This is a genomic window from Bacillus sp. FSL M7-0791 (genome assembly GCF_038627085.1).
Lineage (GTDB): Bacteria > Bacillota > Bacilli > Bacillales > Bacillaceae > Bacillus > Bacillus safensis.
In genome coordinates this window covers 62,073-83,469 of sequence record NZ_CP152022.1, presented here as the reverse complement: position 1 = coordinate 83,469, position 21,397 = coordinate 62,073, and the positions used below count along the sequence as shown (strand labels likewise).

The following is a 21,397-nucleotide window of genomic DNA, read 5'->3' as shown; positions in this document are numbered from 1 at the left end:
GCTTAGAGCTTAGCGGGTTAATTCTTCACGTAGCTCTTCTAGCTCTTCTTTTGTAAATACATACGTTTCGTTACAAAAATGGCATTGAGCTTCTGCTTGTCCGTCTTGTTCAATCATATCATCAATTTCGGCTTTCCCTAGGCTGATAATGCCATTTGCAAACCGTTCTTTTGAGCAGTTACAAGAAAATTCGACAGGTACAGTTTCTAAAATTTGAGGCTTTTCACCGAGTACTTCTTCTAATATTTGTTCTGGTGTCATCCCTTTTTCAATGAGTTTAGAGATTGGTTCAATGGTTGACAGGCGCTTTTCTAGTCTTTCAATGACAGCATCTTCTGTACCAGGCAGCAATTGAATGATGAAACCGCCTGCTGCGAGAATCGAATTATCTGGATTGACAAGGACGCCTACGCCTACAGAAGAAGGCACTTGCTCAGAAGAAACAAGATAATAAGTGAAGTCATCTCCAATTTCACCTGAGACAATTTCTGTTTGTCCTGTAAAGTGGTCCTTCAGCCCGATATCTTTGACAACACTTAACGTTCCAGATGTTCCGACTGCACGTCTAACATCCAGCTTGCCATGTTCATTTAAGTCAAAGTGAACTTGTGGGTTTGAGACATATCCTCGCACCTGGCCTTTTGCATTTCCATCAGCGATAATGGCGCCGATTGGTCCACCGCCTTCTATTTTGACAGTTAGCTTATTCTCACCTTTCAGCATAGCACCCATCATGACTGTTGCTGTCATCGTTCTGCCGATGGCTGCTGATGCAGTCGGCCACGTATGATGTCTTCTTTGTGCTTCGTTGATTGTATCTGTTGTGTTTGCAGCATATGCGCGGACTTTTCCATCATATGCTAACGCTTTAACTAAGTAATCCATTTGATTTAAACCTCCTATAATACACCGACACGATTACGTTCATAAATGAGCTGCAGTCCTTTTAATGTGAGGAACGGATCGACAATATCAATACAGTCTGATTCATTTCCAATCAATGTAGACAAACCGCCTGTTGCAATGACTTTCGGTGTTTGTTTGGCTTGCTGCTTCATCCGTTTCACTATTCCCTCGACTTGGCCAACATATCCATAAAGGATGCCGGATTGCATCGCACTGATGGTGTTTTTTCCAACAATGTGATCTGGACGGACAATTTCAATTCTCGGCAGCTTCGCCGCTCTTGTATATAAAGCCTCAGTTGAGATGGTAATACCCGGTGCAATCGCTCCACCCATGTATTGTTTTTGTTCATTGATATAACAGTAGGTTGTTGCTGTTCCAAAGTCTACCACAATAAGAGGTGCCCCATATAGGTGAATTGCTGCTACTGCATTGACAATTCGATCTGCCCCGACTTCCTTTGGATTGTCACACATAATGTTTAATCCAGTCTTCATTCCAGGCCCTACAATTTGGGGTGTTATGTGAAAATACTTTTCGCACATTCTTTCAAGTGCGAACATCATTGGCGGGACAACAGACGAGATGATAATCCCTTCTATTTGGTCAAACATCAGCCCGACATAATCGAATAAAGCCCTGATGGACATACCAAATTCATCTTCTGTTTTATGACGGCTTGTTTCAATTCGCCAATGGTAGTTTAGATCGCCATTATGATAAACACCTAAAACGGTATTTGTGTTTCCTACATCTATCACGAGTAACAACTTCATCACCACTTTGAATAGTTTCTCAAAAAGAGCATTTTTCGACTTTCTATCATACCATACACGAATTGAGTTCCATTTGTAAACAATTCGAAACCGATCCATTCATGAATCGAAATAAAAAAAGCTGCCGGTGATCCCGGCAGCTTTCACAGAAGGAGATTAGATCTCCTCATCTTCTTTTTTCTTGATGTTTACTTTCACATCATCGTTTTTCTCTTCGTCATCTGCATATACACGCTCTGGAAGCTTTCCAGTTTCGTAAAGAGATTTAATTTGTTCAGCATCTAATGTTTCAACTTCTAGAAGGGCTTGTGCGATGATTTCTAACTTATCTTTATTCTCAGTGAGAATTTGTTTCGCACGTTCGTAGCTCTCCTTAATGAAACGCTGAACTTCTTGGTCAATTTCGTAAGCGATCGCTTCACTGTAATTCGGCTCATTGTTAAAATCACGGCCAAGGAAGACTTGACCTCCTTGTGATTGACCGAATTGAAGCGGACCAAGTTTATCAGACATACCGAACTCTGTGACCATTCTTCTTGCAATGCCTGTTGCACGCTGGAAGTCGTTGTGAGCGCCTGTACTTACTTCACCAAACGTAATTTCCTCTGCAACACGACCGCCGAGCAAGCCGACAATCTTATCAAGAAGCTCTGGCTTCGTTTGGAAATAACGGTCTTCTCTTGGAAGCATGACCGCATATCCGCCTGCCTGACCACGAGGAACGATCGTTACTTTATGCACCATGTCCGCTTCGTCTAGGATAAGACCAATGACGGTATGACCTGCTTCATGGTAAGCCACAATATTACGTTCTTTCTTCGAAATGACACGGCTTTTCTTCGCCGGCCCAGCGATGACACGGTCAGTCGCTTCGTCAATATCACGCATATCGATTTTCTTTTTGTTATGACGGGCAGCAACAAGTGCTGCTTCGTTTAGTAAGTTCTCAAGATCTGCTCCAGAGAACCCTGGTGTTCTGCTTGCAATGGCTTTTAAGTTAACTGACTCGTCAAGCGGTTTGTTTTTCGCATGAACTTTCAGTACTTCTTCACGGCCAATAACATCTGGGCGGTCAACCGTAATTTGACGGTCAAAACGTCCCGGACGCAGCAATGCAGGGTCTAGAATATCTGCACGGTTTGTCGCAGCAATGATAATAATACCTTCGTTGGCACTAAAACCATCCATTTCAACAAGAAGCTGGTTAAGCGTTTGTTCACGCTCGTCATGACCACCGCCAAGACCGGCTCCACGCTGACGACCCACTGCATCAATCTCATCAATAAAGATTAAGCAAGGTGCATTCTTTTTCGCATTTTCGAATAAATCACGTACACGTGATGCACCGACACCGACGAACATCTCGACGAAGTCAGAACCACTGATGCTGAAGAAAGGAACGCCTGCTTCTCCTGCAGATGCTCTCGCAAGCAATGTTTTACCTGTACCTGGAGGTCCTACTAGTAAAACCCCTTTAGGGATTCTTGCGCCAAGCTCCGCAAATTTACGTGGGTCCTTCAGGAATTCAACCACTTCTACAAGCTCTTGCTTTTCTTCATCTGCACCGGCAACATCTTTAAATTTCACACGTTTCTTCTCTTCTGTGTAAAGCTTCGCCTTACTCTTACCAAAGTTCATGACTCGGCTTCCGCCGCCCTGAGCTTGGTTCAATAAGAAGAAGAACAGGATAAAGATGATGATAAACGGAATGATGGTTGTCAGAACTTGCAGCCATCCATTTGTTTCAGGTGCTGGTTCTACTTTTACATCTGTATTCTTCAGTGCACTGTAAATTTGGTCAACACCTTGACCATCTGGAACATGGGTAATGAAGTATTGATCTTTCTTCGCGCCATCTAATTGACCACGAATTTCATAAACCCCTCTTACAGGCTGAATGGAGATACTCTCCACTTTTCCCGCACTTAGATTTTGCGAAAATTTGCTGTAAGACATGTTCTCAGGCTTTTGATTTGGGGATCCTAACCAACTGACGACCCCTATCACAAGTAATAAAATAAGTATATAAAAAATCGTATTACGAAAAACCCGATTCATTCCTTACCTCCTCCCACAGTAAGCACAACTATGTTCAATAGTATCATAGAAAATCATTCCAACACAACCAATAACCTCATGTATACGTATGCTGATTAGCCTTCGTAAACAGATGGTTTTAACACTCCAATATACGGGAGGTTTCGGTAACGTTCAGCAAAATCCAATCCATAGCCGACAACAAATGCATCTGGCACTTCAAATCCAACATAATCTGCTTTGATGTCTGCTTTGCGGCCGCTTGGTTTATCAAGCAATGTCACAATTTTAATGGAATTTGCTTTACGGTATCGGAAAAGCTCTACCAGATAGCTCAAAGTTAACCCACTGTCGATGATATCTTCCATAATCAAAATATCTCTTCCTTCAACAGAAGTATCTAGATCCTTAATGATCTTTACTTCTCCAGAAGATACGGTAGACTTTCCGTAGCTAGATACATCCATAAAATCAAGTTCTAAATATGTATCAATGTGTTTGATCAGGTCTGCCATGAATGGAAGAGCCCCTTTCAAAACACCAATAGCCAGGGGAAATTTACCATCATAATCACTGGTTAATGTTGCACCCAGTTCCTTCACTTTTTGCTGGATCTCTTCTTCTGAGATCAAAATCTTTTCAATATCTTGTTTCATGCTTTTGCTTGCCCCCTACAAATTTTCGTGCTGTCTATATTGTAATACAATGAGATCGCTGTTTGTCATATCAATTTCTTCAAAAACGGATTTTTTCAGACCTGGGATCCAGATGATTTGATGATCCGAGTCAGTGACGATCGGCCAGCTGTCTCTTTCTGCAAGAGGCACTTTTTTATCAATAAATATATCCTTCACCTTTTTTGATCCATTCATCCCTTTAAGTTTGATTCGATCACCATTTTTTCGTGAGCGAATGATCAAAGGGAGACGAACATGATCTTTTTGAAGCAAGAAAAAATGGTTTCCGTTCCGTGCATCCTTCGGAACATGATTTGATACGGCGATAGACTGTCCATTTGGGAGAAAAAGCTCTTCTCCGAGCTCAACCTTTAAGTGAAGAGCATAAGACTGGTCTAATACATGCGATCGTTCAAAGGTAAACATACAGTGATCATAAGACTTGACAGCTTGTAAACCTTTTGGCAAATCTAATGATCCAGACGGTTGATCGGTATGAGATAACCAGTCTAAAGTCCCTAGAATATGCTGGTTTGAAAACGCTGATTGAGTGTTTTCATAAAGATAGTTTAATATTAGTTGAATGCCTCTTCTTTGTAAAGGCAAAGGCAGGTCAAGCAAAGGCTTCGTTTTGATCTCAATTTGCTTAGGCGATTGACTCGTTATCACTTGGTTCATTTGTTCCTTTGTTAAAGCCTGCAAGTATTGCTCATCCTCAGTCAGCATGTCACTTACAAACTGAAAGCTTTCATGTACATGAGGTGCCTCTTCTTTTAACACGGGAAGAATGTGTCTTCTTACCCGGTTTCTCAAGTAGTCATCCGTATGATTGCTTTGATCAATGACATAGGGGACATGTTCTTTTTCACAAGCTTTTAGTACGTCGTCCTTAGAGTATCCAATGAGCGGTCGAATCAGCCACCCATTTTGAAAAGGACGTTTTGCTTGGATACCCGCGAGTCCTATACCAACAGTCCCTCTCGCAAGTCTCATCAACATTGTTTCTACTTGGTCGTCTCCATGATGTGCAAGCGCTATAAATTGAGCGTTGTATTGCTCCATCAATTGACGAAAGAAAGCATATCTGCACTCCCTTGCAGCTGCCTGTTTGTTTAAGCGGTTTTCTTTTGCATATTGGGTGACCTGTATGCGGGACGATTCAAAAGGGATCTCGTGCTCCTTACAGTAAGCCTCAACAAATGCCAAATCAGCAAAGGACTCTTCTCCTCTGAACATGTGATCTACATGGGCTGCAATCAGCTGATAGGAACCTTTGCGGCGCTTGTTAAGTTCATGCAGTAAGAGCATGGAATCCGGTCCGCCGGAAACCCCGACAATGACTGTCGTATTTTCAAGGTAAACATCATGCTTTTTCAAAAAAGATTCAATTCTATTCACAACTTCCTCCTCACAAAGAGCAGGTAATTTAAAGATATACATATCCTATCACTTTCAGTAGCTCCAAGCAAAGAAGAAGCCTGCTTTTTTACAGCTCTACAACAGGAACAAAACCACATATGCACAGTAAAGAGCGAGTACACTGCACACGATAAGAATGGTTTCAAAAAGACCGCCTGATTTTTTGCGTGCTGACGTTCTTTTTGCTGCTGCAGCCCGCGATCGTGTAGCCACTTGTTGATTTTGATTAATAGCGGGTTTTGGCGCGTTTTTTTGCTGCTGCTTCTTTTGGCGCGTTTTTCTTGTTGCAATCAGCTGTCCTTCTTTCAGCATCGCGCTTTTCATGTCTGCTGCTGATTGATATTTACCTTGTAGAGCAGCCTTTAACACCCTTTCATATCGCTTTAATAAAGGATGTCCTTCAATGGCTCGATAAAGCTGCTTTTCTGGTTCTGCTCCTTTTTTGAATTCTTTCTTATACGCACAGTTGACCATCACCATGGTCAGGGCAAATAAATCATACGATGGTTCAGCTTTTCTTGTGCCAAACCCCCAATAGCCTCGATCAAAAAACTCGGTATACTCCTTAATTGCCCTGCCTGCTTTCGTCGTTCCTCCCACATCAATGCACCGAATCGTTGCCGGGGGACCAGAAACAATGAGATTATCCGGCTTTAAGTCACCAAAAATCCATCCTTCCTGATGTAAATGAGCCAGACTGGATAAAAGCTGAATCATCAAAACAACGATCCACTCATCACCCTTTTGTTTCACAAATTCAAGCAATAATGGACCTCTGACATATTCCATCACATAAAAGGAGCGTTTTTGAGGCATACCTGGATAAATCGCATCATCCATATCATAAAAAGAAGGCCCCATGGTTTTCACAGGAGCCTTTGAAAAGGATTTTAATACATTGACTTCAGATGCAATGAGCATACTGTCATCACTCACTTTAAGGGCCGCTTGCCCATGTGGCGATTCGGCCAGATAGACAACACCGTTCGCCCCTTTTCCAAGCTCTTTTACAATACGGTAATGATGGTGGTGCCATTTCCCTTGAATCACCGTGCCTAACGGGATGTTAGAATCCGAATTCATCATCATGCTCTTCCTTTGCTTCAAGCAGCCCTTTGCGTGAACGAACTGATTTGAAATGCTGAAGTGCTTCCCGAAGCGCTGGTCCCGTTGGGGTGATGCCTCCAGTGGTCAGTTTTGGGAAAATAGATGATAATGAATCGAATCGAGGCGTCCAATTCAACACAATTTCAGCATCTGAGTTTTTCCCGGGAAATACACACATCCCAAACTGATTTTCTCCAATTCTTGAATTTAAACTGATGGAAAGGTCGATAAGTGCTTCTTTGACGGTTGGCAGCTTCGGTTTCATACTTGCACTTGTATCAACAAGCACGAGTACTTGAAGGTGAACCGTTTCTCCTAACTCATCGACAACCTCCATTACTTCCCCGCGCTTATCAGGTGGAAGCTCTTCAATTTCAGTGTCTTTGCCGAGTATTTGCTGCAATTCTTTATTCACAACACCTTGTAACGTTTGTGTCATTGCTTTTTTCGTGACCATTTGTACTGTTTGAGATAACTGCTGGACGTAGACAACTTGATGGATGCCTCCCCCTGCGAGAGCAATCCCCTCTACTTCCTTCATCGCTTCATGATCGTGTCTGTTTTCTTCCATAATGCCAATGACATTGACTGTAATCCCTTGTTCCTTTGCCAATGAGGCAATCGCAAGCGGATCTTCCCCGTGATTTGAGCAGCCATCTGTAATCAATAAGATTTGGTTGACGTGACCTTTTCGCATCTTCATTCCTCCTGGGATTGTAACTGAATGCTTATATCCCCATCATCGCCAGAAGAAATTCATATTATACGATATTTTAAGAAATCTCTTGTTTCTCAAGATAAAATGTACCGGTCGGAATGGAAGCCCATTTTGGTGTGTTGTGGTCGAGCCTGATGACAACAACCGTCATATCGTCATCAATTTGGCCTGCTCTTGTTCGAATAACCTCTTCCATTAATAAATCAGCAATTTCTTGGGGATCTTCTGTTTTAAAGCTTTTCATTTTCCGTTTCACCCACAGATCATGATTTTCAATATGCTTTGGCCCCTCAAAAATACCGTCACTCATCATAATCAATAGGTCTCCTGCCTTCATCTGTTCACTCACAACCTCGACTTCGAATTCATCAATAATACCGATTGGCAAGTTGCTTGCTTGTACCTTCATCACCTGATCACCCCGTTTAATAAAGCTGGGTGTTGAACCAATCTTGAGGAACTTACAGCTCGCATCCTGTAAATCAATGATCGATAAATCCAATGTGGAATAGATCTCGTCCGTCGTTCGTAAAGATAAAATACTATTAATGGTTTTAATCGCCACTTTTTCATTGATACCTGACGCCAATATTTTTTCTAACAGCTTAATCGTTTCATTGCTTTCAAAATGAGCACGTGCTCCGTTGCCCATTCCATCACTAATAGCTGCGGCATACTTGCCTGCTCCAAGCTCCATCATGCTGTAGCTGTCTCCAGATACCAGTCCTCCGCCTTTTGCTGCATGTGCCACGCCTGTAGCCACTCGGTATGATTTAGCAGAGCCAAATACAACGTGGCAATAGCCTGTTGGATGCTCTGCACACTGTTCTGCTTTGACTAAAATCTGTTCTTCTAAAATATCCGAAAGCATTGGAGCAATGATTTTTTCACATTCCCCATGCCCTTGGCAATATGGTATTCTCATTTCAATATCCACATTTCCCTGCTCCAAGCTATAGATTTCTACTTGCTGAATTTCAATACCAAAGTGCTGAAGCGCTTCGATCATCTGCTCTTCCTGAATAAAATGCTGCTCTCTTTCTCGTTTTATTTCCCGGGAAAAATCCTCCATTACTTGCGAGACCCCCATCAGCTGTTCAGCCACAAGACGTCTGCTGTCTTGGACTTTTTTCTTCAGTGTCTGGTTGGCTTTATAGTATGCGATCTCCTCTTCGATCAATTCCTCAACATGTTTTGATTTTGAGCAGTGCTGACTAAATTTCTTTTTCAATTTTCGGTTATGCTCATACGTTTTTTCATCAGATTCATGCATAACTTGTTTCATTAGTTCATAGGTTGTATCAAAGTTCTGCACCCAGCATTTATTTTTCTTATAGCACGTTTGACAGGATCGTTCTGTGATCGTACTTAAAAAAAGATCTACATCCTCTTCCTGCTTCTTCTCTTCAGGAATGGATTCGTAAAATGTCGCAAAACTCTCAGACAGCGCATGAAATACATGAGAGAACTGATCTACCTTTTTTGCTGTCACGTCTCGTACCTTCCGAGCATATTGCTGCTGCTCTTGTACATGCTCTACCGTACCAGGAATGTATTTCGCTACCTTGGAAGTGACTGATTGCGGCGTGAGCAAAAAGAGCGCAACCGCTATAAGTGATTCATACAGTGTGGTCATGAGACCTGCTGACCCTTCCCCGTACAGTGAAATGAGTAAGGAACCCACAATTAAGCCGATGGCCGCTCCTGCTTTCTTCCCTTCTTTCAGCAATCCGCCTAATAAGCCTGAAAAGGCAAGAAGACTCATCTGATAAAGGTTTCCGATGTTAGCGAGACCGAGAATTAATCCTGTCACAACACCGACCGTACAACCAATACTGGCTCCGCCAATAAAGGCAAACGTCAGCACTACATAACGTGACAAAATATGCTCTGCCTGCATTCCTTGAAATGTGATCCCAGCAAGACCAGTTAAAACTGAGGCAATTAAAATCATAAAACAAATAATTTCTTCGACCTTTAAAGAGTGTTTAATTTTCCTGACTGTAAAAATCGGCAGGCTTTGAAGAAAAATCAGAGTCAAAATGAAGGCAAGTCCTGCTTCGACACCCGCCATGACGTAATCATAGCTTTGCACAGCACCTTGCTCTAGGTAAACAAACGCTCCTCGGGTGATCAGCATTGAGAGAACAATGACAACCGGTAATGTTTTCACTGGGTCTTTGATGATGAAAGAAACGACCTTTGACATAAGGAGAAACATGAGCAGCGACGCAAACACAAACAATGCATTTTGAGGTGATATTGTCATCGCCCCAGCGAGTAATGCTAGACAAGCAAGCATCGCCTTATCTCTTTTAATAAGTAGCATGGAGCCAAAGAAAGGCAGAGCAAATGGCATAATTTCAGATAATATAAAGGCTCGTCCTAATAAAAAGCCTAGAACAACATAAATAAACCCTTTATAGAAAAAAAGAGAATGCGTGTGATGCAGAAACAGGTTTTTCATCTTTTTTAATCCAGCACTGATTCTTTCAAACCCCGCTCCTGTTAAATCAGTTCTTCTTTCTAGTTTTTCCATCTTCTCATCCCCCACCTGATATTCGTTGCTTGTCATTATAGCGAAGGTGAAAAAGAAATTTTGTCAAAAGAAGTTGTCGTTTCCATAAAACGTTCGACGCTTTATTCGTCAAAGAGGCATACTTTCATGAAAGTCGATGTCTTTCATCAGAATTTTACGAAGGCACAAAAAAACAGCTTTCCTATAGAAAGCTGTTTCGAAGATGACCCGTACGGGATTCGAACCCGTGTTACCGCCGTGAAAGGGCGGTGTCTTAACCGCTTGACCAACGGGCCTTGCTTTATGTTCTAGTTAAAAGGATAGCGGCGGAGGGGATCGAACCCCCGACCTCACGGGTATGAACCGTACGCTCTAGCCAGCTGAGCTACACCGCCATAATGAAAATGCGCTAAGAAGCACAAGAACTATAATACAAAGGATTCGCTTGTCCGTCAATAGAAAGTTTTAAATTAAATGACGAAATCTCAAAAAATGTCGGATGGATCATGAAAAAAAGCACCTGCTGAACAGCAGATGCTTTGTTGTGAAAATATATAGAAAGCAGCAACAAGTTAACCTCTTCTTGCTCCGCGCCCCCCACGTTTTGATTCCGTGTTACGTTTTAAAGATGTTAAGCGATCTTCGCTATCTTTTAAGAATTTGTTCATTTTTTGTTCAAACGATTCCTTCGGACGGAAATCATTTCTGCTTGGTCTTGATTGTTGTTGAGGACGATCTTTTGCTTTTTTAATGGACAAGCCGATTTTACCGTCTTTTTCAACGTTAATCACTTTCACTTCAACTTGTTCACCGACTTTTAAATGCTCATTAATATCTTTTACATAGTTATCGGCTACCTCACTGATATGAACGAGACCAGTTGAACCGCCTGGCAACTCCACAAAAGCTCCAAAATTTGTAATGCCCGTAACTTTCCCTTGTAACTTGCTGCCAACTTCAATCGACATAAAAAAAGTGCTCCTCCTTAGACTTATAAAAAAATCTCATTTGTTCAATTATACATAAACTGAATTTTAAGTGTCAACAAGGCTAATCGCTCTTATTGCCCACATCAAAGATTTTTTCGCCTTTTTTGGACATATAATAGTCCCGTCGTGCCAGTTCGAGTACGTATTCCTTGCTTTTCAGCTTCTTAATTTCATCAGAAATATCTTCCTGCTTTGTTTGTAATTGCTTCAACTCTTTTTCGAGCGCAACCTTCTTCTCTTCTTTTTCCTTTAGTGAAGACGATTGCGACCAGAGGGCACTTGTCACCAAGACAGCAAACATGAGCACGATTACACCAAACACGGTAAGCCTTCTAAGGAGTCCGCGACGTTTGCGTTTTAAGCGCTGCGCTTGCTGTTCCATTTGTTTTTGGTAATCATTTTGAATTTGTGCGATATTTCTTTTTCTCTTGTTCAAAATTGAAGGCCTCCTCTCTTACTTTGTCCAGAATTGTTTCCATTTCGTTTTGATGGTACCAGATAATTTCTTGGCCCCTTGTAAAATTCCTGCTCCTTTTGAGAAAAACAATCTCATTGATGTTCGCCATTTTTCGGGAATCCGATGAATAATGGTCACATTGAGTAACCAGATGAGCGGATAACAAACAATCGACAGCACCTTCCACACGAGCCGAAACGTAAAACGAACAAGACGTAAGAGCGAGTGGAGCAAGAACAGAATAGCACTTATAATCAATGTGATCATCCAGCGGATCGGCTGGAAGACAACCGACATGACCAGCCTTTTTAGGAAGAGAACAGTCTGATATACACACATCATGATAAACTTGAGAATCTTGAGATACAAATGTTTCATCAATGCCTGATACATCGAGAAACCTAGAGCAACAGCTAGAAAAATATAAAGCCTGAATTCTCCCTCATTTGTCAGCAGCAGGACGTAAAAGAATAAGAGACCCTGTACCATCCAAAAAAGGAGATCGTGGATAACCAAAAGCCATTTTGCTGTTTTTTCCCGGTTCACAAACAGCTTGTACGTATCAAGCGATGCGCCCAGCCAGATGCCCATCGCCGCCATGGAAAGCATCGTATAAAACTGGACTGTCAGCGTCATTTAAACAGCTTGCTAAAAAATCCTTTAGCTTTCTCCCCGTGCTGCTCATCAACATAGATTAAATCAAAAACACGCCCTTTGATCGACACAACGCCCTTTTCGACGTCTAGGTTTTTCATTTGCAGATTTTCTCCGCGGATGGCGAGAATCCCCATGACCGTCTCCAGCAGAAATTCCTCACTATCAAAGCTTTCCACTTGTTTGACACCAGTAATATCTAAATGCTTTCTGTTTCGCATTGTGACATTGTGCTCCGCGTCTGATGACAGCTTCGTGCCTTGAGGTTGATTATAATATTGATTCATCTATACATCCCCCATATCTCATACTTGCATGTTACTGCATTGTATGTGATAAGAGGGTCATTTAGAACAAGCCCTATTCTGCTGTTTTTTCTTCTTTTAGCACAGTATACATGCCAGCCGCTTCTTCTTTTTTCGTCGTGTCCTTTAACTCGTTGACTTGAACAGTCACTAGTTTTTGACCAAAGCGGATTTGCAGCTCATCTCCTTCTTTCACGTCAGAGCTTGCTTTCGCCTGTGTTCCGTTAATAGATATCCTGCCTTGATCAGCTACTTCTTTTGCCAATGTTCTTCTTTTAATTAAACGGGACACTTTTAAAAATTTATCTAGTCTCATGTGTGTTCACCTCTTTCTATGCGTTTCGCATCGTTCCATAGATCGTCCATTTCCTCTAGCGTTAAGTCATCTAATGAACGGCCCATGTCCTTTGCTTTTTGTTCGATATGCTGAAAGCGCCGTATGAATTTTGTGTTGGCAGAAGCGAGTGCCGTTTCAGGCTCTAGGTGATAGAACCTGCCAATATTGACGAGAACAAACAAAAGATCTCCAAATTCATCTTTCATCTGCTTCGTTGCACCTTCGTCCGTCTTCTCTGCCACTTCAACGAGAAATTCCTGCTTTTCTTCTTCGTATTTGTTCCAAATGTCTTGAACATCTGTCCAATCAAAGCCTACTTTGGCAGCTTTCTTTTGGAGCTTATATGCCTTTGTTAGTGCTGGAAGTGTCGCCGGAATCGATTGCAAAATAGAACCGGTCCGCTCTGGCTTCTCCTGCTGTTTGATTTTTTCCCAGTTGGCCACCACATCTGCTGCCTCAGAAACATTCGTGTCACCAAACACATGGGGGTGGCGCCGAATCATTTTTTCTGTGACATGCTGAATGACGTCATCGATTGAGAAATAACCGTCATCTTCGCCAATTTGAGCGTGAAGCAGCACCTGCAGCAGCACATCGCCGAGCTCTTCCACCATATGATCTGGGTCATCTTCATCTATCGCTTCAAGCAGTTCATAGCATTCTTCAATTAAATATGGTTTGAGTGATTCATTTGTTTGTTTTTGATCCCATGGACAGCCGCCCGGACCTCTTAATGTACGTATGACGTCACGGAAGGTGTCAAATTGTTGATAAAGCAGCTGTTCATCTTGAATCGGAGGAACATAAACACTCGTTAAGTTATTTATCGACACATCTCGATCAAGTTCAAATAAAGGAACGGCAGTAATCTGTTCCTGACTGCTTCCAGCTGCTGTCACAATATAAACTTCATAATCGTCAGGGAGCTTTTCCATCAGCGTGAGTTTCACATTCGAAGCTGTCATCTGATCATATACCTGACAAATCAGGACGTGCTGGGTTAATTTTAGATCATCCGCTCTCATATCCCCTGCATCAACGAATTGTAATCCCTCGATGGGGTCAATCTGCAAGGAGTTGAATGTCGCATCTAGAAAGCTTTGTCCACCAGCGAAAGACACCTCAATCCCGCGCTCTTTCTGCCCGGCGACGAGCAGCTGTACGGTCTTTTCTGCTACAAATGGATGACCAGGTACTGCGTACACAATGTCTTTTTCCGCTGCCTCTGCAAATAATATTTCGGTAATTTCCTGATACACATGATCAAACTGATCGTGCTTTTCATAAATTTCATCAAAAAAGGTGAGAGCTGGGACCTCCTGCATTAACTCTGCGGTAAGCGGATGATCCTGCGTTCTCATAAATACTTCTTTCGCCTGCTTCAGCTGCTTAAATACACCGAGCGTCAGCTGATCCATGTCGCCTGCCCCGAGACCGACGACGGTAATCTTACCTGCCATTTTGATTCCCTCTCATCTGTTTAAAATATAAAATCTTTTTTCCTAATGGAATGAGTCTCCATTCCTCGTCCGTAAATACTTCTAGCTTAAGAATACTATATAAAAAGGCGAAACCACCAATAAAAACTGATGTCAGGCTCTCTAAAACGGAAAACGGACGTTTTTCAAAGGGGAGCACCCATGAAAACAGAGCCTGATATCCCATTAAGACAACAGCCATGAAGGCGGCTGATAAAAGAATTTTCACCGGGAACAGCTCTCTCAATGAAATCCATCCTTTATGCTTTAAATAAACGGCATTGAGCACGGCTGCTGTGAGAAAACCACATACAGTTGACCACGCGGCACCGTGGATGCCAAATAACGGTACAAACTCAATTGTTAGAATCCATTTCACCAGCACGCTGAGGACCACCACAACAGCAGGGTACACAGTATGCCCGAGCCCTTGCAGTAAAGCCGCCTGCGTAATAGCAATCGACGTAAAGGCGATCGATATACAGAATATTTGCAAGGCATCGGTGCCTAAGTCATTACGAAAAAGCATTGTATTGACTGGTGCTAAAATACAAATCAGTCCAACCGCTGACCCAATCCCTAATACCGACGTGGTCTTAACCGATGACCGAACTTTTTGCCGTATCGTTTCATGCTCTCCATTCCTCATGGCAGCCGATAAAAATGGTACAAGAGAGGTACCGATGCTGATGGCAAACACCGTTCCGAGCTGTAAGAAAGGCTGGCCTCGGTCATATACACCTTTCGCCGCCTTTGCCGCCGCTTCACTGAGACCCTCGCTGCGCAGCAACGCATACAGATGAAAAGCATCAATCATTTGCATCCATAAAATGAGCAAACCGCTGACACAAATCGTCAATGTATACAGCACCAAACTCTTCATAACATCTTTTTTTCGAAGTGTCGCCTGTTTGCCTGACATACTTGCAGCAGACTGCTTTCGATAGGTCAGCCAAAGGAAAAGAAGCAAAATGAGCGAGGCCGCACTTCCTGCGATAGAAGAGAACACCGCACCCGCCCCTGTTTCATAAAGCGAATAGCCGTGCCTCACGAAATAGAAGGATAAAACAAGCAGGACACCTACCCTGATGAGCTGCTCAACCAACTGAGAAACAGCTGTTGGAAGCATCAGACCGTCACTCTGAAAAACGCCCCTCAGCATCACGGTGAGCGGCAGAAATAGAAACACAAAAGCACTCATCTGGATGAGCAGAATTAATTGACTGTCTGCCATAAGGCTCGCAATTGTGCCTGCTCCTATGTAAAGACAAAGAAATAAGACCAGGCTCAGTAAAGTGATATAGACCAAGGATACCCTTGTAATGATCCGTCGATTCTCTTCCCCATGCTCACTCAAAAGCTTGGACACCATGACAGGAAAACCTGTTGTGCCAAGCATGATGGCAATGCCAAGGAATGGATATACCTGCTGATAAATATAAAACCCTGTGTCCCCTACGATGTTTTGAAATGGGACACGGTAAACGGCACTTAGTACCTTTGATAACAAGCCTGCGATGGTCAAAATCACCGCACCCTGGAAAAGCCAGTGCGGCTGATTCACAGCATTTTTCATGGATGACTCCTTTAAAATAGATCTACAGTTAAACGCACTCATTATATCATACGTGAAAGAAAAGGCGTTTCTTTCTAAGGAGTAGACGGCACATGTCTCGTTTTGTTTCATCCCATATAAAAAACCGACAAAATCAAATGATTTCATCGGCATTCTTTCATTTTATCAAGATGATATAGAGTTATTAGACCTAATGTTCCATTTGACGGGCTAAGAAGCCAGCTGCCGTTTCTGCCGCTTTATGCTCCACTTCTCCCATTGAACGCTCTTTAGAAAATAAGACGACGGCGCCAATCGGATCTCCGTTCGCAACAATAGGTGCAATGGTATAAGCAGATACGTCATCATCAATACCATCGACAAGTTGAATTTCTTTTTTATTTTCTTCTAACACAGAATTACGCTGATCCATTGTTCGTTCAAGTAAATCACTGATGGATTTGTTCAAGTACTCTTTTTTCGAACTGCCGGATACAGCAATATACGTATCTCGATCACAGATCAGGATGGAATGACCCAGACTGTCGAATAATGCATCAGCATATTCCTTCGCAAAGTCTCCTAGCTCACTAATCGGCGAATACTTCTTCAAAATTACTTCTCCATCGCGGTCGACGAAAATCTCAAGCGGATCTCCTTCCCGGATGCGCAATGTTCTGCGAATCTCCTTCGGAATAACCACTCTACCTAAATCATCGATGCGGCGTACAATTCCAGTTGCTTTCATTCACTGCTGCCTCTCTTTCGTTTGATGATGTGTTGGGTGAATGGAACAAAAGCGTCCACTTTATGCAACATTCACCACTTGACCCTGAGTTTAGTATCCGTCACATCAAACGTAATATACACGAGAGACAAACAAAATTTTATGAAGATGGAATGGTTTCTTTTTTCACATCTTGAAGGCCTCGAAGCATGTTAAGAACAACCTCAAGCCATTCCTCGGTCTTCTTGCCTTTCGTTTGGACAGAAATAATCAGTTTGCTGCCTTCCATTCCTAAACCGATTTCACGTCCATATTTACTGCCGAGCTCAAATAATTTTTGACCGTCGATTTCACTGCTTGCTTTCTCATCAAGGGTGAGTCTGACAATGCCTTTTTCCATCTTGATCAGCTCGACACGTTCCTGGACAGCGTACACCTTCATTGTCGCAATCGTAAACAAGTCAGCCACTTCTTGCGGATATTCACCAAATCGGTCGATCATTTCATCCTGAAGCTCTTTCCGCTCTTCAATCGAGCCAATTGCTCTGAACTGTTTATACATTTCAATCTTTTGCTTGCCATCCGAAATATAAGTGTCTGGGATGTAAGCATCAATTTGAAGATCAATTTCTGGCTCGAATTTATCTTGAGCCGTTGTATCGCCTCTTCTTTCCTCAATGGCTTCTTTCAGCATTTGAGAATAGAGGTCGAATCCAACCGAATCAATGAAACCATGCTGCTGAGCACCAAGTAAGTTCCCTGCTCCTCGAATCGTTAAATCACGCATCGCAATTTTAAACCCAGATCCGAGCTCTGTGAATTCTTTAATGGCTTGAAGTCTTTTCTCCGCAACTTCAGAAAGAACTTTATCTTTTCGATACGTGAAATAAGCATAAGCGACACGGTTCGAACGCCCGACTCGTCCTCTTAGCTGGTACAGCTGAGAGAGCCCCATTTTATCTGCATCGTGGACGATGAGCGTGTTCACATTTGGAATATCGACTCCCGTTTCAATGATGGTGGTACTGACCAATACATCTGATTCACCTTCAAGGAAATTAATCATCACTGATTCCAGCTCGTTCTCACTCATTTTCCCGTGCGCATAACTGACTTTTGCGTCTGGGACCAGCATGGAGATTTCGTCTGCTTTTCGTTCAATATCCTCAACACGGTTGTAAAGGAAGTACACTTGACCGCCGCGTGCTAATTCTCGCTCTATCGCTTCTCTGACTAGAGCGCCATTATACTCAACCACATAGGTTTGAACAGGGAAACGGTTTTCAGGCGGTGTTTCAATCACTGATAAATCCCGTACGCCAAGCATGGACATATGAAGCGTACGCGGAATTGGCGTAGCCGTTAATGTCAGTACGTCGATATTGGCTTTCATCTGCTTAATTTTCTCTTTATGCGTCACACCAAAACGCTGTTCCTCATCAATGATCAGCAGCCCTAAATCCTTGTAGACGATGTCTTTTGAAAGAAGACGGTGTGTGCCGATAACCATATCGATCGTTCCGTTTTTCAGCCCTTTTAACGTTTCAGTTGTTTCTTTTCTTGTACGGAAACGGCTCAGCTGCGCAATTTTGACAGGGTAGTCTTGGAATCGGTCCATGATTGTGTCAAAATGCTGCTGCGCTAAGATGGTCGTCGGAACTAGCAGGGCTACCTGCTTCCCGTCAGCAATCGCTTTGAAGGCCGCACGAATAGCCACCTCCGTTTTTCCGTAACCCACATCTCCACAAAGCAGACGGTCCATTGGACGTTCCCGCTCCATATCCTGTTTAATTTCGTGAATCGAACGGATTTGATCATCTGTTTCCTGGTAAGGGAACGCAGATTCAAACTGGCGCTGCATCTCATGATCAGGCGAGAAGGCATATCCTTTGCTTGCCTCGCGTTCTGCGTACAGTTTAATCAGATCATCTGCGATGTCCTGTACAGATGTTTCAACTTTTTTCTTCACACGTTTCCAATCACTGCCGCCTAGTTTGTACAGCTTTGGTTCTTTACCTTCTGATCCTACATATTTCTGCACCTGATCAATTTGTTCAACCGGTACATAAAGCTTGTCGCTTCCTTGATAATGAATATTTAAATAATCTTTATGAATGCCGCCGATTTCAAGCGTTTCTATTCCTAAATATTTACCGATCCCGTGGTTAATGTGCACCACATAATCGCCGACTTGAAGCTCTGAATAGCTCTTGATTCGCTCTGCATTGGTCAGCTTTTGCTTACGCGCCTGTTTTTTCACACGTTTCTTGAAGAGTTCACCCTCTGTGATTACAGCAATTTTTGATAACGGCAGTTCAAAGCCTGTTTGCAGTTCACCTTGTAAAATATACACCTGTCCGCTCACAAGCTCAGCGTCCGGTTTAGCAAGAGCGGCTTCAATGTCATAATCATGCAGAACAGACGACAGCTTTTCTGTCCGCTCTTCATCAGCACCTAAGAAGACAACCGTGTATTGCTGTTTTTTATAGCGTTCAATTTCACTCGCCAGCACATTCATCTGTCCGTGGAAATTCTGCATTTGCTTACTAGATACATTGACGATATTTTGCGGATTTGTCTGCTGGACATGTCTCAGGAACAAAGAGTAGTACAGAATGGATCTCGATTGCTGATTGATCAGTTCTTGGAACGGGAAAGATAGAGATAAATCATGAAGAATATTGCCTTCTTCAAGCAGACTAATTGTCCAATCAGCTTCTTCCTGTTCAAGCTGTTCTTCCATCTCCTGAATTCTGCTGATTTCATCTAAAATAATAATCGTATCCTGCGATGTGTAATCTAGCAAACTAGCAGGCTTTTCATAGAAATAGGACAGGTACTTCGTCATTTCCTGTGTCACGATGCCTTCTAGCAGCTTCTCGCGATCAGCAGAAATATTTTGATGAAGCAGTTCTTTTTGCTGATCTGAGTTGAATTTCTTTAAGCTCTTCGCCAGCCCTTGATCAAGCTGTTCAATGGCTCTCACTCGTTCAGGACCTCTCACAATTAACTCTTTTGCAGGACCTATTTTGATTTCTTGAAGGGTTTCTAATGAACGCTGTGTATCCGAATGAAACGTTCGAATCGAGTCTACTTCTGTATCAAACAGTTCAATACGGATTGGATGATCTTCCGTTAACGCATAGATGTCGATAATTCCTCCGCGCACACTAAAATCTCCGGGCGCTGCAACCATCGACGTCCGGTCATAACCAATTTGTACGAGTTGTTTTGAAAACGCCTCCAAATCAATTTCTTCACCGATCTTTAAATGGATCTGGCTCTCCTTCCAGAGCTCAACTGGCGGAAGCATCCTGCGAACCGCAGCAGCGGGAGTGACGATAATGGGGTTTTCTCCATTCGCAAGTCGATTCAGGACATCCAAACGCTGTGCTCTCAGCTCAGGACTGGCCACTGCAATTTCTGAAGCGATGAGTTCATTGACAGGATAAAGAAGAACCGACCGATCCGGCATCACACTTGCTAGATCATCTGTTACCTTCTGCGCCTGATATAAATTGTGAGTCACAATAAACATTGGCCGCTTCAGTTCGTCTGATATCGCGGCTGTAAATAAAGATCTGACGGAGCCTGATAGTCCGGCAAGCAGCTGTTCTTTTAACCCTTCCTTTAGCCCATTAAAAATGGACTGAAAATCATCACTTTGTTTGATAAATGATTGTATGTTTTTCATTTGGCTCCTCCTCCCTGTTTGTTTAAAACAGAAAAACGCTTTGGTCTAATATCTACACCAAAGCTTTTTTATTGAATAAAAGTATGATACTGATGGTAATCAGGATTTCTTTCGAGCGCCTCTTGGCAATCCTCACAAATGGTTTGTACATGTAAATCACCATTTTCTTTATAAGAAATCATATCGTTTCTTTCCTCATTTGTTAAGTGATGAAATCCAAGTGCTTCACTTTTGACAGCAGATTCATCTAGACTGCCAACCTTTACACCACAGTGGCGGCAGTAATAATGCAAAGCCATACGTGATCCTCCCATGCTGAGATTTTATGATCAGTATGTGCTTCGCTTATCATTCTTATACCTTCTTGTTAAAATCATTCATCACTTCTAAAAATGGCTTTTTTAAAGCCGCTTCACAAGCCTCGACAGACGATTGAATGGCTGATGCGATGTCAGGCTGTTCTTCTTCTGAGAAACGCCCTAGCACGTAATCAACGACCTTCATGCCGTTTTGAGGACGTCCAATGCCGATACGGAATCGGTCAAATTCAGGTGAACCTAAATGCTGAATCAATGATTTGATTCCATTATGCCCGCCTGCACTTCCTTTTGTACGTAGGCGAATCCGGCCAGCTGGCAAATCAAGATCATCATAGATCACTTTCAAATGTTCGAGGGGAATATCGTAATAGTCCATCAGCGGACGCACACATTCTCCTGATAAGTTCATATATGTAAGCGGCTTTACAAGTAGAACCTTTTGCCCCGAAACAAACCCAGTTCCAAATTGTCCATGGAATTTTGATTGATTTAAAGGAATGTCCCATTTTTTCGATAATTCATCTATTGTCATAAACCCGACATTATGTCTTGTTTTTTCATATTCTTTTCCTGGATTGCCTAATCCAACGAATGCAATCATGAAACCAATAACCTCCTTTGTCACACAGCACACGCCTAAAAAATGAGCCAATCAGATTGCCTCATGTAAAAACGTATGAATTCTTTTCATTCTAGCACAAAAGACGCAACCGCGGGAGGGTT

The 21,397-nt window shown here is 42.6% G+C and carries 19 protein-coding genes and 2 tRNA genes; all 21 read right to left on the bottom strand.

The window, feature by feature from the left end; translation table 11 throughout:
• Window positions 1-9: 9 nt before the first annotated feature.
• The 21 genes from hslO to pth all read right to left on the bottom strand — a co-directional run bounded on the left by hslO (window position 10) and on the right by pth (window position 21,275).
• Window positions 10-885 carry an Hsp33 family molecular chaperone HslO gene (hslO, locus tag MHI08_RS00435; protein ID WP_041105733.1) on the bottom strand — a complete coding sequence of 292 codons (876 nt, stop codon included), beginning with the start codon at window positions 883-885 and terminating at the stop codon, window positions 10-12.
• Window positions 886-899: 14 nt separating this feature from the next.
• Window positions 900-1,676, bottom strand: coding sequence for a type III pantothenate kinase (locus tag MHI08_RS00430; protein WP_024427185.1), 777 nt, complete (start codon window positions 1,674-1,676; stop codon window positions 900-902).
• A gap of 162 nt (window positions 1,677-1,838) precedes the next feature.
• On the bottom strand, window positions 1,839-3,740 hold the full coding sequence (gene ftsH, locus MHI08_RS00425) for an ATP-dependent zinc metalloprotease FtsH (protein WP_024427186.1): 1,902 nt from the start codon (window positions 3,738-3,740) through the stop codon (window positions 1,839-1,841).
• A 95-nt stretch (window positions 3,741-3,835) separates the two neighbouring features.
• Window positions 3,836-4,375, bottom strand: coding sequence for a hypoxanthine phosphoribosyltransferase (hpt, locus tag MHI08_RS00420; RefSeq protein WP_008357399.1), 540 nt, complete (start codon window positions 4,373-4,375; stop codon window positions 3,836-3,838).
• 15 nt (window positions 4,376-4,390) lie between these two features.
• Window positions 4,391-5,794 (bottom strand): tRNA lysidine(34) synthetase TilS, encoded by a 1,404-nt coding sequence (tilS, locus tag MHI08_RS00415; protein WP_041105731.1) that lies wholly within the window; start codon window positions 5,792-5,794, stop codon window positions 4,391-4,393.
• A gap of 96 nt (window positions 5,795-5,890) precedes the next feature.
• The gene (locus MHI08_RS00410; protein WP_342500181.1) at window positions 5,891-6,898 is read right to left on the bottom strand and encodes a protein kinase family protein; all 1,008 of its coding nucleotides are present in this window, start codon (window positions 6,896-6,898) and stop codon (window positions 5,891-5,893) included.
• The gene (locus MHI08_RS00405; protein ID WP_034325063.1) at window positions 6,882-7,619 is read right to left on the bottom strand and encodes a VWA domain-containing protein; all 738 of its coding nucleotides are present in this window, start codon (window positions 7,617-7,619) and stop codon (window positions 6,882-6,884) included. The genes MHI08_RS00410 and MHI08_RS00405 overlap by 17 nt, the downstream gene beginning before the upstream one ends.
• A 76-nt stretch (window positions 7,620-7,695) precedes the next feature.
• Entirely contained in the window at window positions 7,696-10,179 is a 2,484-nt protein-coding gene (gene spoIIE, locus MHI08_RS00400; RefSeq protein WP_024425648.1) for a stage II sporulation protein E, read from the bottom strand.
• Window positions 10,180-10,382: 203 nt separating this feature from the next.
• Window positions 10,383-10,454: transfer RNA gene (locus MHI08_RS00395), tRNA-Glu, on the bottom strand.
• Window positions 10,455-10,479: 25 nt separating this feature from the next.
• A tRNA-Met gene (locus tag MHI08_RS00390) sits at window positions 10,480-10,553 on the bottom strand.
• A 177-nt stretch (window positions 10,554-10,730) separates the two neighbouring features.
• Complete coding sequence (locus MHI08_RS00385) at window positions 10,731-11,126, bottom strand: S1 domain-containing RNA-binding protein (RefSeq protein WP_008357409.1); 396 nt, start codon at window positions 11,124-11,126, stop codon at window positions 10,731-10,733.
• A gap of 82 nt (window positions 11,127-11,208) precedes the next feature.
• The gene (locus MHI08_RS00380; RefSeq protein WP_003217952.1) at window positions 11,209-11,583 is read right to left on the bottom strand and encodes a septum formation initiator family protein; all 375 of its coding nucleotides are present in this window, start codon (window positions 11,581-11,583) and stop codon (window positions 11,209-11,211) included.
• Window positions 11,584-11,601: 18 nt separating this feature from the next.
• Window positions 11,602-12,240, bottom strand: a complete 639-nt coding sequence (gene yabQ / locus MHI08_RS00375; protein ID WP_041105727.1) for a spore cortex biosynthesis protein YabQ — start codon at window positions 12,238-12,240, stop codon at window positions 11,602-11,604.
• Entirely contained in the window at window positions 12,237-12,545 is a 309-nt protein-coding gene (gene yabP, locus MHI08_RS00370) for a sporulation protein YabP (protein ID WP_024425646.1), read from the bottom strand. Before yabP ends, yabQ begins: the two co-directional genes overlap by 4 nt.
• A gap of 73 nt (window positions 12,546-12,618) precedes the next feature.
• Window positions 12,619-12,879, bottom strand: coding sequence for an RNA-binding S4 domain-containing protein (locus MHI08_RS00365; RefSeq protein WP_008341839.1), 261 nt, complete (start codon window positions 12,877-12,879; stop codon window positions 12,619-12,621).
• Window positions 12,876-14,360, bottom strand: a complete 1,485-nt coding sequence (gene mazG, locus MHI08_RS00360; protein ID WP_056768428.1) for a nucleoside triphosphate pyrophosphohydrolase — start codon at window positions 14,358-14,360, stop codon at window positions 12,876-12,878. Before mazG ends, MHI08_RS00365 begins: the two co-directional genes overlap by 4 nt.
• Window positions 14,350-15,954 carry a polysaccharide biosynthesis protein gene (locus MHI08_RS00355; RefSeq protein ID WP_056768429.1) on the bottom strand — a complete coding sequence of 535 codons (1,605 nt, stop codon included), beginning with the start codon at window positions 15,952-15,954 and terminating at the stop codon, window positions 14,350-14,352. Before MHI08_RS00355 ends, mazG begins: the two co-directional genes overlap by 11 nt.
• 190 nt (window positions 15,955-16,144) lie before the next feature.
• Window positions 16,145-16,681, bottom strand: a complete 537-nt coding sequence (gene spoVT / locus MHI08_RS00350) for a stage V sporulation protein T (RefSeq protein WP_024427194.1) — start codon at window positions 16,679-16,681, stop codon at window positions 16,145-16,147.
• Window positions 16,682-16,820: 139 nt separating this feature from the next.
• On the bottom strand, window positions 16,821-20,354 hold the full coding sequence (mfd, locus tag MHI08_RS00345; protein WP_342499885.1) for a transcription-repair coupling factor: 3,534 nt from the start codon (window positions 20,352-20,354) through the stop codon (window positions 16,821-16,823).
• A 68-nt stretch (window positions 20,355-20,422) separates the two neighbouring features.
• Complete coding sequence (locus MHI08_RS00340; RefSeq protein ID WP_342499884.1) at window positions 20,423-20,653, bottom strand: anti-sigma-F factor Fin family protein; 231 nt, start codon at window positions 20,651-20,653, stop codon at window positions 20,423-20,425.
• Between the two features lie 55 nt (window positions 20,654-20,708).
• On the bottom strand, window positions 20,709-21,275 hold the full coding sequence (gene pth / locus MHI08_RS00335) for an aminoacyl-tRNA hydrolase (RefSeq protein WP_342499883.1): 567 nt from the start codon (window positions 21,273-21,275) through the stop codon (window positions 20,709-20,711).
• Window positions 21,276-21,397: the final 122 nt, after the last annotated feature.

Coding starts and splice junctions, on each gene's coding strand:
- hslO (WP_041105733.1), bottom strand. CDS start 885: ATGGATTACTTAGTTAAAGCGTTAGCATATGATGGAAAAGTCCGCGCA.
- ftsH (WP_024427186.1), bottom strand. CDS start 3,740: ATGAATCGGGTTTTTCGTAATACGATTTTTTATATACTTATTTTATTA.
- hpt (WP_008357399.1), bottom strand. CDS start 4,375: ATGAAACAAGATATTGAAAAGATTTTGATCTCAGAAGAAGAGATCCAG.
- MHI08_RS00410 (WP_342500181.1), bottom strand. CDS start 6,898: ATGAATTCGGATTCTAACATCCCGTTAGGCACGGTGATTCAAGGGAAA.
- MHI08_RS00405 (WP_034325063.1), bottom strand. CDS start 7,619: ATGCGAAAAGGTCACGTCAACCAAATCTTATTGATTACAGATGGCTGC.
- spoIIE (WP_024425648.1), bottom strand. CDS start 10,179: ATGGAAAAACTAGAAAGAAGAACTGATTTAACAGGAGCGGGGTTTGAA.
- MHI08_RS00385 (WP_008357409.1), bottom strand. CDS start 11,126: ATGTCGATTGAAGTTGGCAGCAAGTTACAAGGGAAAGTTACGGGCATT.
- yabQ (WP_041105727.1), bottom strand. CDS start 12,240: ATGACGCTGACAGTCCAGTTTTATACGATGCTTTCCATGGCGGCGATG.
- yabP (WP_024425646.1), bottom strand. CDS start 12,545: ATGAATCAATATTATAATCAACCTCAAGGCACGAAGCTGTCATCAGAC.
- MHI08_RS00365 (WP_008341839.1), bottom strand. CDS start 12,879: ATGAGACTAGATAAATTTTTAAAAGTGTCCCGTTTAATTAAAAGAAGA.
- mazG (WP_056768428.1), bottom strand. CDS start 14,360: ATGGCAGGTAAGATTACCGTCGTCGGTCTCGGGGCAGGCGACATGGAT.
- MHI08_RS00355 (WP_056768429.1), bottom strand. CDS start 15,954: ATGAAAAATGCTGTGAATCAGCCGCACTGGCTTTTCCAGGGTGCGGTG.
- spoVT (WP_024427194.1), bottom strand. CDS start 16,681: ATGAAAGCAACTGGAATTGTACGCCGCATCGATGATTTAGGTAGAGTG.
- mfd (WP_342499885.1), bottom strand. CDS start 20,354: ATGAAAAACATACAATCATTTATCAAACAAAGTGATGATTTTCAGTCC.
- MHI08_RS00340 (WP_342499884.1), bottom strand. CDS start 20,653: ATGGCTTTGCATTATTACTGCCGCCACTGTGGTGTAAAGGTTGGCAGT.
- pth (WP_342499883.1), bottom strand. CDS start 21,275: ATGATTGCATTCGTTGGATTAGGCAATCCAGGAAAAGAATATGAAAAA.